Origin of the sequence: Clostridium neonatale (assembly GCF_001458595.1) — a bacterium.
In the GTDB taxonomy this organism is placed as follows: domain Bacteria; phylum Bacillota; class Clostridia; order Clostridiales; family Clostridiaceae; genus Clostridium; species Clostridium neonatale.
Genome location: NZ_LN890328.1, coordinates 2946884 through 2960950 on the forward strand (window position 1 = coordinate 2946884; position 14067 = coordinate 2960950).

Genomic DNA, 14067 nt, shown 5'->3' on the forward strand with positions numbered 1-14067 from the left:
CAATATTGCGATTAATACAGTGACAGTCACCTACCGTCTTATGTAGAAAATCATTATTGGCTTTCTTCCATATATATCCTTATAATATTGAAAATAATCTATTGTAGCTCTATAGAAAATCCTATTCATATAGATAGTCATAATGCAGCTTAATTTAAACAACCCCATGAATAATTCATCATTATTCATGGGGTATAAGTAATTTTTTTTATTAATTTTTCTAGAAATATTATTTAATTTTTAGTTGTATTTTTATAAACTCTGTTAATCCCAACTGAGTGGAATTCAATTCCCGAAACATTTTTTTTAATCATTACAGCATTTCCTTGCTGATAAACTGGACAAATAACAGCATCATCCATTACCATTTTTTCTGCTTTCTTTAAAGCTTCCCATCTTTTCTCTGAATCTAATGCAAGTTCTCCCTTTTTAGCAGATTGAATTAATGAATCATATTCAGTATTTGACCAAGCACCATAGTTATTGGGACTACCTGTGATCCACATATCTAAATAAGTCATTGGATCTGCATAGTCAGGTCCCCATCTAGTTAATCCTAGTTCAAAATCATCTGCCCTTAGTCTTTCTAATCTATTTTTCTTTGGTAAAGTTTCAATATTAATCTTCATTCCTGGAAGATTAGTTTGAATTTCTGCTTGAATAAATTGTGCTACATTTTGAGCTGATTCTGCATCATCAATTAACATAGTGTATTCAAATGAGTCTTTTCCAAGTTCAGTTTTTGCTTTATCATAATATTCTAAAGCTTTAGCTTTATCTGTTGAAAGATACGTATCTGTGCCATCTCTAAAATCTTTTCCATCTGGACCTGTCGCAAGTAATGTTGGTACCAAAAAGTCAGCCTTTATAGAACCATCTTTTAATATGTTGTTTACGATAGCTTCTTTATCATAAGAAAGTGATATAGCCTTACGTAAATTTTCATTATCTAAACCTGCAACTTTTTTATTTGATGCAATATACCATAAATATCCTGACATAATATTTTTGAATTCAGGATCAGATTGGAATTGTTCCACTTGTTCTCCTGAAAGGGTAGCTACATCTAAATCACCATTTTGGTATGAAAGCATAGTTTGCTGAGAATCTTTAATTACTTGATATTGAATACCTGATAATTGCACTTTATCAGCATCCCAATAGTTCGTATTCTTTTCTAGGTTGATTGTAGTTGCTGCTGGCTCATATGAAGCAACTTTAAATGCTCCATTACAAAGAATTGTATCAACAGTTGTTGCAAACTTGTCCCCACATTTATTATAAAATTCCTCATTAACTGGGAAGAATGAAGGGAATGCCATTAATGATTCAAAGAATGGCACTGGAGTATCTAGCTCTATAACTAAAGTTTTATCATCTTTAGCTGTAATCCCTAATTGATCTGGAGTCATTTCTCCATTTACAATGGCATCTGCATTTTTTATTCCTGCTATTCCTGCAATAAATGAATATTCGCTTGCAGTTGCTGGATCAACAAGCCTTCTCCACGCAAATACAAAATCTTTCGCTGTTACTGGAGTACCATTCGACCATTTTGTATCTTTTAGTGTTACAGTATAAGTTAAACCATCTTCGCTTTTTTCAACTTTATCTGCTATAGCTTCAACTGCTGAACCATCATCACTTAAAGAATAGAGTCCTTCTGTAACTGCTGCTAATACTTCAAAAGAAATACCATCTGTTGCTATTTGTGGATCCATTGATGCAACCTCCGCATCAATTTGAACCTTTAATAGGCTTCCAGATGTGGATGTATCTTCTACTGATTCATTATTTCCCTCTGCCTTAGAATCTTTTGTTCCTCCACCACAAGCAGTTAAACTAAAAGTTAAAGCTATTATTGATATTATTGCTAATATTTTTCTTGTGATTTTCATTATTTCCCCTCCTACATTTTTATAAAAAAATAACGAGGTTATAACTTAATCACTTAAGTTATAACCTCGTCGTTATGTTATCTATTCTATACTAATCAACAAATTTGTCAATAATATAAATAATAAGTATTTATATTACTTTATTGTATAAAATCTTATTTTTACCATATACTTAGTAAGTTTCTAGGTTACTTGTATAATTTCGCTAAAGTTTTAAAAGCATTTTCTATTCCCTCATTTTAATCTATAATTATTCCTCATATCCTTCTTAATCTCAACAACATAATCCTTACATATTTCATATATTCTTGAACCAACACCTTCATCAAAAGTAAGAAGCTTTTCTATGGTAAATTCACTGCTTACTATTATAGGTAGATAATTTAAGTATCTATAATTTATTATTTCAAAAATTATATTCACATCACTTTCATTTACTCTTCCTTTAAATAGGTCATCAATTAAAAGAACTTCACATGTCTGATACTTTGAAATCATTCTCTGATAATATTCTTCATCAATCATGTTTTGTTTAATTTTAGTTACTATATCTCTATATGGCATATAAAGAACCCTTATATTTTTATTTAATAAGTTTAATGCCAGAGCAATGCTTAAATGACTTTTTCCACTGCCAACTTGTCCACAAAGCAGAATGCTGTTTTTTCTAGTGTTTTTTACTTTCTCAAAATAATTATAATAAGCAATAGCTGTACTTTTAGCCATTTTAGATGATTCATTCCATACTAGATAATTAGAAAACTTATAATTCACCATTTCTGAATTTAAGCCACATGATTTCCATTGCTTCTTTATTCTGCCCATTTTAGTACATTCACAATATAAAGCTAAAGGCTGTGCATTATCTTGTTTTACTAAAATCCATCCTGTATCATGGCATTTTTCACATTTATATGAGATTTTTTTCTGCAGACTTTCGTTCTTCTTCAGTAAGCTTTCTTGGTTCCTTTGGTTTGAATCCTTCAAATTTTCCTGTATCCTGGATATTACCTTTTCCATAGCTGTTTGTTCCATTTATACTTTCCCCCTTACTATCTTCATTTGGATACCCCTCTCTTTTCCAATTCTTAAGTATGCCATTAATATATGCCATATTAAATTTACCTGCTTCCATTGATTTATCTATAGCCATTTTTACATACTTTTCAGTATACGTATTAATAGCATATTTTAATGAATTAAGTGTAATATTTTCTGGGAAATTCTCTGAAACAGTATTGCAATATTTAAAAAGTAATTTGGCACTTTCTTCACTCTTGTATGCAGAATCAGAAGTCTTAAAACCACTTACAGACCCCTCACTGTTATTTACATCATAAAAACCCTCAAATCTATCTACTTCTTGTCCACTATCACTCTTTACATTATAATTATAAAATTCAAGACATTTTATTGACTGTTCCTCTTCACTGCAACTAATACCAGTAATTTTAAACGATGTTACAGACTGCTCATTAATTTCATCACTTTCTGAAGTATCAAAATCATTTACAACTCGTTCATTATTGTCATAGTTTTCTGAAACATCAAAAAAGATTGTTACATTACTATCTGCATCATCATCATTTTCCATATGACCCTCAAAACCTGAGTCTTCACTTATGAAGCTTTCACAAAACAAATCTTCACCATTATCATCACTAATCTCAAAATTATTACTATCACATGAAAATTCTATTAAACTGCTATTATCTTTTTTCTTACTCTCTCTCTTATCTTTTTTCTTACTTCTTTTCTTTCCTCTTCTCTTATTCTGCTGCGTTACTGTAACGTTACATTTTGAATCATTATCATTTGTATTTTCTGCTTTATCTTTACTAAGCATTTGATTATTTGAATCAATATTATCTATTACACTACTTAAATCTCTTATTTCATTTATGTAATGTACTTCATTTTCTGAGTTATTATTATTTATTATGTTGTCTTCTATATTATTAAGCTCCTCACCATTACAAGAAGCATTACTTTCAACATTATTATCACATCCATAATTAAGTTCATCTATACAATCCAATTGATCATCAAGCGTATCTTTTTCGTCCAAACAGCCTTGGTCTTTTATTAATTTCTGTTTACTTCCTTCATAATTTCCTTTACTATCTTCTTTAGATCTTTTAGGAAGTTCAGGTTTCTTTTCTTCTTCAACTAGCTTATTATATTCATTAGCTTTCTTTGCAGCCCTATGTCTTGCTACTCTTTCACTAGTCTGCTTTCTTATTCTTTCAAGTCCCTCAATATTTTGATCTATTTCCCAATCGCTAATTTTTAATACTCTATCTTCTGTTATTTCAATAACTTCAAGACTTTTTAATACCTTGACTGCTTCTTTTACCACTTCAAAATCCCTGTTAAATTCTATTGCTAGAGTTTTAATTGTATATGGCTTTGTTTCTGTCATATATAATTCGCCATTTCTGTTAACCTTTCCAGCAAGTGCATTAAGCCTTCCTCTAATATAATGAATAACATCTCTATCATCACGTGCATCTATCATCTTACTTGGTGTATCATCATAACTATTTACATATGTTTTTATCCACTTACCTTCTCCCATTATTCCCACACTCCCACAAATAGAATTTTCTGAATTTATCTAAGCCTTCAAATGAAGGCTTAGTGTTTAGTTCAATGCATATAATTTTATAAGCTCTAAAAATCTTAAAATTCATATCCTTTAGGCCATAATTTGAGATTTATATCCCATTTTAAATACCATATATACTGTACTTTGCAATGCAAAAGCTATTCTTTCCATTACAGAAAAACTAGGATTTTTTCTTTTGCCTTTAGCTAACTGGCATATATATGCTACAGATACTTTTGCTATCTCTGCTATTTCCCTATACGTCATTTCATTTCTCATTTTTAATTCTTCAATGTTGTTTTTCACAATAATTTTTTTCATATATTATCTTTACCTCCTAAATATTTATGTTATTTAATTTATCTCATATTTGGGAAATATTTTCAATTTGTTTTTCAGCCATATCTGATTATTTTGTTGTATTTTTTACCTTTTTTTCCTTATTCTCTTCAAATATCATAACTATTTATCGTCATTTTTTTACTGTCAGCAAACAAAAGTCTTAAAAGCCTTATATATTCTTTGTTTTCAAAAAAAGTTCACTATAAAAAAATCGCCAAGGCGACTATGATATAACCCCATATAAAATATAAATCCAATAGAATATGGTAACTTAAATTCAAAAAAATCCTTTAGCCGTCGATTTTTTTCAGCGCATTCTGAATTTTCTGAGCTTGCCGAAGAAAAGGTCAGGCGCATATATTTTCTTTTTTATTCTTTAGGTTAAATGATATTAGTTTATTGCAATATTTTTAAAAACAGTTTATACACAGATTGTCCATAAATATAATTTCCTAAAGAATAAAAAATAACCTCTAGTTTAATTCCTAGAGGTTATTTTTTATATCTATAATTATTACTTAATAATTAAATACATCTGATAAATTTATTTCTAAATTTTTTAGTACTTGAACCTTAACTTTATCAACTTCACTATATAACTCTGGTCTTCCATACCTATCGTCTTTATTTAATGTAAAAACACTAAGTAATTTTATATCAGGTTCTATTATCCAATATTCTTTTATTCCAAACTTTTCATACATATTAAATTTATAAAATTTATCACTTCTAGCCGTAGACGGTGATACAATTTCAATCACTAAATCTGGAATTCCACTATACCCTGTTCCTATCAATTTACTGGAATCACAAACTACTAATAAATCTGGTTGAAATACATTTTTGCCATCCATCTTGTCTTCCTCATCAGTTAGTATTAAATCAAAAGGTGACGAAAAAACACTACACTTTTTCCCTTTTAAATAATTTCCAAATTGAATTATTAATTCCCTTGAGATAGCTTGATGTTGCCATGATGGTGCCGCCTGCATATACGGAATTCCTTCTATAAGTTCATATCTTTCATCTTCTGGCCACTGTAAATATTCTCTATAAGTATATTTTTTTTCTTCACTAGGTAATAGCATATATAATCACCTCTCTCATTCTATATAAAATCCTATCTTCATTATATCCCATTTATGTTTATCTTAAAAGAAATAGTAATTAAATCTCATTACAAATCTTAACTTATTAATCTATTAATCACTTAATCCATGCCCCATTTTTATCAACTTCAAATCCATCAGATGTTATGCAGTCATAATACATCTTTCCTTCTTCATCAAATGCATAACAAAATCCATCAATCCAAAGCCATAATGGTTTATCCTTAGTACCTGTAACTCTTTTACATCTTTTATCTAAGTAATACCAAGATTTCTTATTTTCATCAAAATACCACGATAAACATAAAGCATAACCATCTTTATCAAATGTATACCATTCATTATCAATATGCTGCCATCCATTCTTTGATGTGTAATAATATTTATTATTTAAATCTGTGCAGTACCACCATCCAATATTATTTTCATTCCAGCCAAGCTTCCACTCTTTTGTGGTATCATTTGTATTACATAATGCATCACATATAGCATTTGCAATCTTGTCTGGATTGTATTTTGCTGCATCATCACTATCTGCAAAAAGACATTCTACTAAAATTGCTGGAATGATTGTTCTATTTAATACAATAAGACTTCTTATCTTTACACCTCTATTTCTTATTCCTAATGAATTTGATACTCTGCTGCTTACTTTTTCTGCATAAGCTTTAGCATAATCTGACTTTCCACTTATACATACTTCCGTTCCAGTACCTCCCCCTGCATTAATATGGATTTCTACGTAAAGATTAATTTCTTTTGTTTTAAATATTTTATTTGCTTCATTTACTCTGACATAGCAGTCTTCATAATTATAAGTATTCCCATAATCAACTCTTAAAAGATATACATTATGTCCCTTCATCTTCAGATTTTTAAATAAAAGAGCGCAGATTTCTCTTGTACAGTTACTTTCATTAAGCCTTGAAATAATGCCGCACCCCTTAGTTCCACTTACAGTATGACCAACAGCTATAATAAAGTTTTTCATTAAAAATCACCTCCATAAGAGATATACGCGCAAATAAATTTAAACACTAAAAACTTTCACACTAAAATTTTACAGTTTTTTCTATTTCGCGCGTATATACTATATGTAGGGTATTATTTATGTTCTCTACAATATTTTGTATTGGAGGTTTTTATATGGACTATGACTATATTGAAATGTTGGTATTACAGGCAAAAAATCAAGATTATAATGCAAAAGAAAAGTTAGTTGATGAATTTACACCTTTTATTGTAAATCACGCTCTAAAATCATTCATTTATGGATATGAATTTGAAGATATTAAAAGTGAGTGTTATAAAATTTTATTAAAATGTATATCTTCATATAATTCAGAAACACATAGATTTATATCATATGCAACTAATAGCATAAAAAATGGTATCTGCACTATTGCAAGAAAGAGTAAAAGGCGGTGTGTTTGTGATGGAATTGAAGCTCTTTCAATACATGATGATGGTATGGAAAATATGGATTCAAAAGAATTAAACCTTGAAGAGGTTGTTTGCAACAATGCTGAATATGAAGCCTTGAATACTATTATTAACAAACTTAGCTCTGAGGAAAAAGAATTAATTAATTTCATTTTTTTTAATGAAAATACAACCAAAGAGTATGCAAGCCTAAAAAATATTTGTTATTCAACTGCACTTCAAAGAAAAAGTACTGTTTTAAATAAACTTTCTAAAAATTTAAAAATTTATTTTTAACCCGAATCTCCAACTCATATAGGTTTACACAATATCTAAAAATTTTTCCAAAAAATTTTTTAAAAAAATTATGTGTTTTTTTCATTTCGCGCGTATATCTCTAATGGGAGGTGAAATTCATGGAATTTAATGAACTGATTGGGATAATAGGCAATGTTGGTTTTCCTGTTGCAGTAAGCAGCTATCTTTTGATAAAACTTGAAAAACAAATTATTACACTATCCAATTCAATCAATAAATTAAACACTATAATTTCTACTAAAGTAGGTATGGTCATTGATACAAATGATGATCTTTAACTTCTACTAATCCTAAATCTTAAATTAAAATTATAAAAAATGAAGGAGGATTTTATTATGGCAGTAAACAAAATCATCGACTCAACATCACTAAGCATTGAGGTACAAAACGGGACAGATAAGGCAGGAGACGCCACATTCACTAAAAAGACTTTTTCTAATGTAAAAAATGATGCTGATCCAGAAGGAATATATGCAGTAGCTTCAGCTATAAAAGACCTTATGGATACACAGACTCGTGAAATCTTTGTTAATGTAAGCTCAGTCCTTAATAACAATTAACCTTTAACAATTATCAATTGTCAATTTTCAATGAAGGAAAAAAGTCTTCGACTTTTAATTATATTATTGCATCGTTATGGCTCTTAGCCATAACATTCGCCGCTCATTGCACTCTGTATACCTTACAAGGGCAAAAATTGATCATTGATAACAGATAATTTCTAGGCAAATAAATATTTATGAAAGAGGTGTAATTTATGGAGTATATTTTAGCAATGACATTTACAACTGAAGGTGGTAAAAATACAACTTTAAGCATAAGCGGAGTAAAAAGTGACATAACTCCTACTGATGCAAACAGTCTTATGGACTTAATAATTTCAAAAAATATCTTTTCTGTTGATGCTGGTGCTCTTATTGGCAAAGATAGTGCTAAGTTTACTGAAAGAAAAGTTACTAAATTTGATGTAGCTTAAACTAAAAAAATCACCTTAGAGGTAATCTCTTTGGTGATTTTTTAGTTATTCAATAAGTACTTTAACATTTACCTCATTATATTATTGTCAGTTTTTGTTGAATTAATTATTTTTTCTAAATCTTCAATTATAAACTCAATATTAATCTTCTTATTTTCGTAAAAGTTTTTTATATCTTCAACACTTGGCTGCTTATATCTATGACATGCTGAATTTCTATATTTATTAAGTATTATAAAAAATGAATCATCAGTTTTAGTAAAAACCCCATTCTTTCTGCACTCATTTATCATGTCCATATTATTTGAAAACTTATTAACAGATATTCCTGAGCTTTTCAGAATACTTGATACAGCAGAAAAAACTTCTTCTCTTATTTGCACAAAGCTCATTCTTATACCATTGGCTATAATATCTTCAAAACCTGAATCATTTAATGTATCATAAGCTTTAAGTGCCTTCTCCATATCATTTATGCTTTCCTTTAAATTTGCAATTATTCCTTTAAGTCTTCCAAAATTATAATACTCATTAACCATAACTGCCCTCCTACATCATTGAAATCAAATCAGCCGAAATATACATTATTTCATCAATATTGTTATCAAACCATTGACAAAAATGTTTTGATAATCTTCCTATTGGTTTTCCTGCAAGTATTTCATTTAAAATTAGTATTTTGTTTTTATTAGGAAATACAAGATCAACTTCTCTTCCTATTTTTTGTTCTAATTCATATTCTAGAAGTACGCGTTCTTCTTCACTTACATTATTACAAAACCATCCTATATCAATATCAGAATCATCGTGAAAAAACTGAGTATTATAGCTTCCAAAAATATATATAGCTTCTGTTTTATCTTGTGGCAAAGTTTCTAATATGATTTTTTCTATTTTTTCTTTTTCCAAAAACATCACCAGCCTTCTAATACCCTTATCAATTTATTGTTACCTTTATTATACAAGAATATACGCTATTTAACAATAACAGGACTATGGCTTAAAATCTTATACGGTTCTCTTTCTTCTCTATGAATACATCTTTTATTAGCTTCTTTTTCTTTTAATGTAAAATAATCCACAATTCATCAATGAATTGTGGATTATTTCTATTTTAAAATTTATAGTTCTTTTCCATTTGTTTTTATAACATTTTGATACCAGTAAAAACTTTTTTTCTTAATTCTACTCATATCCTTTAAATCAAAATCTTCACGATTTACGTATATAAATCCATAACGCTTTTTAAATCCAGAATGTGTACTTACTAAATCAATAGCTGCCCATGGACAGAATCCAAACAGATCAACACCATCTGTAATAGCCAATTGAGCTTGTTCTATTTGCTTTCTTAAATACTCAATTCTATAATCATCATTTATATTACCTTCTTCATCCATTTCATCATAAACACCTAATCCATTTTCTGTTATGATTATTGGTAAATGATATCTTTCATATACACTTCTTAATGTACTTCTAAATCCTACAGGATCAATTTCCCAATTAAATGGAGTTCTTTCTAAATATTCATTATATACTGCTTTATAGACACCTTTTTCTCCAAGTTCAATTTGTTGATCACCATCATCTGGTCCTACTTTTGCATCTGTAATCAAACTTTCTGCAACTGTAGATGTATTATAATAATTAAATGCTATAAAATCTGGTTTTCCTTCTTTTAATATTTCAAAGTCTCCTTTTTCAATTTCAGGAATTACGCCTTTTTCCTCCATATAGCTCCAAGCAATTGGATTATATCTTCCATAAACTGCAATGTCTAAATACAGCCAATTTCTAATTGCATTTAAATTTTGTGCTGCAATAAAATCTTCTGGACGAGATGTTGCTGGATATACTTCACTAATGTTAGGAGCTGGCCCTATCTTAGCATTTGGACACATTTCATGGCACATTTTCATTACTTTAGCTTGAGCTACAAGCATATAATGGTTTTGCTGATAAAGTTCTTTTTTTATGTTGCTTACCTTAGTATTAACAGTTCCTATTGCTGCTCCATGCAATGTCATCATGTTTTGCTCGTTGATTGTCAGCCAGTACTTTACACGATCTCCATAGCTTTCAAATAATACTTTTGCATATCTGCAAAATGCATTTGCTGTTTCTTTATTTCCCCATCCACCTATCTTATTTAATGTATCTGGTAAATCAAAATGATACATAGTTACTAATGGTTCAATACCGTATTTTAAACATTCATCTATAAGATTGCTGTAAAATTGAACTCCTAACGGATTTACATCCCCAGTACCATCTGGAATTATTCTAGTCCATGCAATTGAAAATCTATATGTTTTAAATCCCATTTCTGCAAATAGTTTTATATCTTCTTTATAACGATGATAATGATCACTTGCTATCTTAAAATCAGTTGTACCTTCAGTAATTTTTTTTGTATCTTGAACTGATAATCCCTTACCATCTTCATTATATGCGCCTTCAACTTGATATGCTGAAGTAGATGCTCCCCATAAAAAATTCTCAGGGAAAGCTTTAAGTTTATTGTAATGCATTTGCGTTCTCCTTCTCTTTTTCTAAATTAATTAAGTCTACTTTTCTTACAAATGGAAAATAAATACAGAATGATATTACTAAAATAACTGCTTGTGATAATGCCATTTTCCATCCACCTAATAAAAATCCTGAAATAATAGCAGGGCATGTCCATGGTACAACTATTCCGCTAAATGGTGGTACAAGGCCACTTCCAACAACTAGATACATTAGTACTCCGACTACTGTTGGTGTTAATACAAATGGTGCTAAAAGGAATGGATTCATAACAATTGGTGTTCCAAAAATAACTGGTTCATTTATATTAAATATTCCTGGTATTAATGCTAATTTACCCATTTGCTTAAACTGTTGACATTTCGCAAAAAACACCATATAAATAACAAGTCCTAATGTTATTCCTGTACCTGTAAGATTAATATAAGCTGATGTAAATTGGTCTGTTACAATATGTGCGCCGTTTTGAATAGTTAATGCATTTCCACTATCTACTATAGCTTGGTTTGTAGATATATTTGATAATAATATTGGTAGCATAATTCCTGTTACAATAGTTCCTCCATGCACTCCAAACCACCAAAGTATAGTTGCAATTAAACAATAAGCAATAACTCCATAAATAGAATCGGTCATTCCTTGTAATGGTGTTTGTATTATTTTATAAATAAATTCAACCATAGTTGTATCCATTACATTTTTAAAGAATATATAAATTATTAAAGCTCCAGTAATTAAAAATGCTCCTGGTATTAAAGATGCAAATGAATTTGCAACGCTAGATGGTACTCCCTCAGGCATTTTTATTGTTATTTCCTTTTTCATGAACCAAGAATATATACTACCAACAACTAATCCAATTATTATAGCAGTAATCATTCCTTGCCCTGATGTCCAGTCTTTTGATATTACATTTTCTACAATTGCTCCATCTGCATTTGTTGCATATGAATTAGTTGTAATTAAAAATACAGCAAAAGCAATAAAACCTGCTGACATTGGTTCATAACCTTCATTTTTAACATAACAATAAGTAACACCAATAACTGCTACTAATGCTATAATTGAGAAAGTAGCACCATTTACTTGTGCTAATGGACCTGTTAAGCCTTTGTCAGAAAGAAATTCTGTAAAAGGAGCATATGGGAAATTGGCTATTAATAAAAATATTGATCCAATCATAAGTAGAGGAAGGGTAAATAATATTCCATCTTTTAAAGCTACTATTGGCTTTATATTAACAAATTTCATCATATTAGGTATTATAATTTCATTCATTATTTTATTAATTTTATCTTTCATAATAAAAACATATCCTTTCTTTTTATGAATGTTCTATTGTAAAATCAAATGTCTTTAAGTTTGCATGTAATATAGCATAATCTTCTTTATATTCTCTTATAATTTTTAATTCATTACTATTTTCTAATTCTACCTTAAATGATCCATCTAAATTAAATGCTGGATGATTATTTCTAAATCTCATTAATTCTAGCAATTTATGAACAACAGGTCTTTTGATTTCCATCTCTACTTCCTCTTTAGTATAGTAGTGACGGTTAATATTTCTTCCAACCTTTGTTTCTTCTAATAGCTCTAAATCATTTTTACCAGCCAACATTCCGACATAATAAACTTGTGGTATTCCTGGCGCAAAAAATTGAATTGCTCTAGCCAACAAATATGCATTATCATTGTCTCCAAGTGCAGAATAATATGTACAATTAATTTGATATATATCTAAATTGTTGTATGCAGATGTATTATATATCTTTTTAACATTTGCTCCAAATTTAAATATATCTTCTTTAGTTTTATTAATTTCTTCATCTGGTAACAAGTCCTTTACATCAACCACACCAATACCATCATGTGTATCAAGTGTTGTAAATTGCTTTCTAGGACATATTTCTAGCCAATTTTTTAAATACTTTCCTTCTCCATAATAAAGAGCATGTATTAATAACATAGGAAGTGCAAAATCATATACAAAGTATCCTTTTTCAGCAATCTTTAATTGCATAGAGTAATGTTCATGTATTTCTGGTAATAGTAATGCTCCATAGTCTTTTAAAACCTCATCACATTGTCCTAAAAGATTCCAAACTCCTGGTTCTATAAAAAAGCAACTTGTTCCTGCTTTTTTAGTGGCATAAGCAAATGCATCTAATCTTATTAATGATGCTCCATTACCAGCTAAAAATTTAAGATTTTCATTAATGAACTTTTTACCTGTTTCAGATTCACAATCAATATCTATTTGCTCTTCATCAAAGGTACACCAAACCTTTTCTTCTGTCCCATCCGCAAACTTAGCTGTTACATAAGGTGCTCTTGGCTTTCTCTTATAGATAGCATCTACCTGTTCTTGATTTGGTTCTCCATTCTCCCAAAAATCCTTATAACGTATAAATAAATCCTTATATTCAGAATTGTCTTTTTTACTTAGGAAATCTTTATAATAAAAACTTTGAGCTGAAATATGATTTATCATATAATCATACATTAAGAAATATTTATTACTTAATTCATTTATATCATTCCAATCTCCAAATGATTTGTCAACTTCTCTGTAAGTCATAGGCGCAAAGCCTCTATCCCCCGAAGACGGGAAAAATGGGAGTACGTGTATACCTCCTATTGCATCACTTATATGTTCATCTAATACATAGCTTAATTCTTTTAAATTTTTCCCTAAAGAATCTGCATAAGTAATTAACATGATCTTATTTTCAAATTTTTTCATAAAGTAATCCCCCTTTCTTTAGTTTCTAAATTCGTTTACATGAATTAGTATATATAATATTATTTTTCTTGTCAGTAATTCAGACACCATATAAATCAATGTAGCCTTCAAAATAA

15 protein-coding genes are annotated in these 14067 nt (G+C 29.2%); 4 read left to right on the forward strand and 11 right to left on the reverse strand.

From position 1 onward, the window contains the following. Positions 1 to 233 precede the first annotated feature (233 nt). The 6 genes from BN2920_RS19905 to BN2920_RS19930 form a co-directional block, all read right to left on the reverse strand. Positions 234 to 1898 (reverse strand): peptide ABC transporter substrate-binding protein, encoded by a 1665-nt coding sequence (locus tag BN2920_RS19905; protein WP_058296706.1) that lies wholly within the window; start codon positions 1896 to 1898, stop codon positions 234 to 236. Positions 1899 to 2132: 234 nt separating this feature from the next. Next, positions 2133 to 2918, reverse strand: coding sequence for an ATP-binding protein (locus tag BN2920_RS22220; protein ID WP_410745177.1), 786 nt, complete (start codon positions 2916 to 2918; stop codon positions 2133 to 2135). Beyond that, positions 2809 to 4476, reverse strand: a complete 1668-nt coding sequence (locus BN2920_RS19915; protein WP_058296707.1) for a phage replisome organizer N-terminal domain-containing protein — start codon at positions 4474 to 4476, stop codon at positions 2809 to 2811. Before BN2920_RS19915 ends, BN2920_RS22220 begins: the two co-directional genes overlap by 110 nt. Positions 4477 to 4596: 120 nt before the next feature. Next, positions 4597 to 4827 carry a transcriptional regulator gene (locus BN2920_RS19920; protein ID WP_058296708.1) on the reverse strand — a complete coding sequence of 77 codons (231 nt, stop codon included), beginning with the start codon at positions 4825 to 4827 and terminating at the stop codon, positions 4597 to 4599. Between the two features lie 539 nt (positions 4828 to 5366). After that, positions 5367 to 5936, reverse strand: coding sequence for a Uma2 family endonuclease (locus tag BN2920_RS19925; protein ID WP_058296709.1), 570 nt, complete (start codon positions 5934 to 5936; stop codon positions 5367 to 5369). Between the two features lie 118 nt (positions 5937 to 6054). Then, a complete protein-coding gene (locus BN2920_RS19930) occupies positions 6055 to 6948 on the reverse strand; it encodes an N-acetylmuramoyl-L-alanine amidase (protein ID WP_058296710.1) in 894 nt (297 codons plus the stop codon). Positions 6949 to 7103: 155 nt separating this feature from the next. Here BN2920_RS19930 and BN2920_RS19935 point away from each other — a divergent pair, with 155 nt between their 5' ends. From BN2920_RS19935 to BN2920_RS19950, 4 genes are all read left to right on the forward strand, one after another. Beyond that, on the forward strand, positions 7104 to 7676 hold the full coding sequence (locus BN2920_RS19935) for a sigma-70 family RNA polymerase sigma factor (protein WP_058296711.1): 573 nt from the start codon (positions 7104 to 7106) through the stop codon (positions 7674 to 7676). Positions 7677 to 7795: 119 nt separating this feature from the next. Further along, a complete protein-coding gene (locus tag BN2920_RS19940) occupies positions 7796 to 7975 on the forward strand; it encodes a YvrJ family protein (protein ID WP_058296712.1) in 180 nt (59 codons plus the stop codon). A gap of 57 nt (positions 7976 to 8032) precedes the next feature. Next, complete coding sequence (locus BN2920_RS19945; protein WP_058296713.1) at positions 8033 to 8257, forward strand: DUF1659 domain-containing protein; 225 nt, start codon at positions 8033 to 8035, stop codon at positions 8255 to 8257. A gap of 197 nt (positions 8258 to 8454) precedes the next feature. Next, positions 8455 to 8673 carry a DUF2922 domain-containing protein gene (locus tag BN2920_RS19950; protein ID WP_058296714.1) on the forward strand — a complete coding sequence of 73 codons (219 nt, stop codon included), beginning with the start codon at positions 8455 to 8457 and terminating at the stop codon, positions 8671 to 8673. Between the two features lie 68 nt (positions 8674 to 8741). On the opposite strand, the gene BN2920_RS19955 is transcribed toward BN2920_RS19950, so the two are convergent. From BN2920_RS19955 to gtfA, 5 genes are all read right to left on the reverse strand, one after another. Further along, positions 8742 to 9212 (reverse strand): hypothetical protein, encoded by a 471-nt coding sequence (locus BN2920_RS19955; protein ID WP_058296715.1) that lies wholly within the window; start codon positions 9210 to 9212, stop codon positions 8742 to 8744. 10 nt (positions 9213 to 9222) lie between these two features. Further along, positions 9223 to 9588, reverse strand: a complete 366-nt coding sequence (locus tag BN2920_RS19960) for a nucleotidyltransferase family protein (protein ID WP_058296716.1) — start codon at positions 9586 to 9588, stop codon at positions 9223 to 9225. A 206-nt stretch (positions 9589 to 9794) separates the two neighbouring features. After that, complete coding sequence (locus BN2920_RS19965) at positions 9795 to 11207, reverse strand: glycoside hydrolase family 1 protein (protein ID WP_058296717.1); 1413 nt, start codon at positions 11205 to 11207, stop codon at positions 9795 to 9797. Then, the gene (locus BN2920_RS19970) at positions 11194 to 12507 is read right to left on the reverse strand and encodes a PTS sugar transporter subunit IIC (protein WP_058296718.1); all 1314 of its coding nucleotides are present in this window, start codon (positions 12505 to 12507) and stop codon (positions 11194 to 11196) included. Before BN2920_RS19970 ends, BN2920_RS19965 begins: the two co-directional genes overlap by 14 nt. A gap of 22 nt (positions 12508 to 12529) precedes the next feature. After that, positions 12530 to 13951: a sucrose phosphorylase gene (gene gtfA, locus BN2920_RS19975; RefSeq protein ID WP_058296719.1), complete on the reverse strand. Its 1422-nt coding sequence runs from the start codon at positions 13949 to 13951 to the stop codon at positions 12530 to 12532. Positions 13952 to 14067 lie beyond the last annotated feature (116 nt).

What these genes read in the sequence shown, in the direction of transcription:
- BN2920_RS19905 (WP_058296706.1), bottom strand. Translation starts at nt 1,898, where the DNA reads ATGAAAATCACAAGAAAAATATTAGCAATAATATCAATAATAGCTTTA.
- BN2920_RS22220 (WP_410745177.1), bottom strand. Translation starts at nt 2,918, where the DNA reads ATGGAAAAGGTAATATCCAGGATACAGGAAAATTTGAAGGATTCAAAC.
- BN2920_RS19915 (WP_058296707.1), bottom strand. Translation starts at nt 4,476, where the DNA reads ATGGGAGAAGGTAAGTGGATAAAAACATATGTAAATAGTTATGATGAT.
- BN2920_RS19920 (WP_058296708.1), bottom strand. Translation starts at nt 4,827, where the DNA reads ATGAAAAAAATTATTGTGAAAAACAACATTGAAGAATTAAAAATGAGA.
- BN2920_RS19925 (WP_058296709.1), bottom strand. Translation starts at nt 5,936, where the DNA reads ATGCTATTACCTAGTGAAGAAAAAAAATATACTTATAGAGAATATTTA.
- BN2920_RS19930 (WP_058296710.1), bottom strand. Translation starts at nt 6,948, where the DNA reads ATGAAAAACTTTATTATAGCTGTTGGTCATACTGTAAGTGGAACTAAG.
- BN2920_RS19935 (WP_058296711.1), top strand. Translation starts at nt 7,104, where the DNA reads ATGGACTATGACTATATTGAAATGTTGGTATTACAGGCAAAAAATCAA.
- BN2920_RS19940 (WP_058296712.1), top strand. Translation starts at nt 7,796, where the DNA reads ATGGAATTTAATGAACTGATTGGGATAATAGGCAATGTTGGTTTTCCT.
- BN2920_RS19945 (WP_058296713.1), top strand. Translation starts at nt 8,033, where the DNA reads ATGGCAGTAAACAAAATCATCGACTCAACATCACTAAGCATTGAGGTA.
- BN2920_RS19950 (WP_058296714.1), top strand. Translation starts at nt 8,455, where the DNA reads ATGGAGTATATTTTAGCAATGACATTTACAACTGAAGGTGGTAAAAAT.
- BN2920_RS19955 (WP_058296715.1), bottom strand. Translation starts at nt 9,212, where the DNA reads ATGGTTAATGAGTATTATAATTTTGGAAGACTTAAAGGAATAATTGCA.
- BN2920_RS19960 (WP_058296716.1), bottom strand. Translation starts at nt 9,588, where the DNA reads ATGTTTTTGGAAAAAGAAAAAATAGAAAAAATCATATTAGAAACTTTG.
- BN2920_RS19965 (WP_058296717.1), bottom strand. Translation starts at nt 11,207, where the DNA reads ATGCATTACAATAAACTTAAAGCTTTCCCTGAGAATTTTTTATGGGGA.
- BN2920_RS19970 (WP_058296718.1), bottom strand. Translation starts at nt 12,507, where the DNA reads ATGAAAGATAAAATTAATAAAATAATGAATGAAATTATAATACCTAAT.
- gtfA (WP_058296719.1), bottom strand. Translation starts at nt 13,951, where the DNA reads ATGAAAAAATTTGAAAATAAGATCATGTTAATTACTTATGCAGATTCT.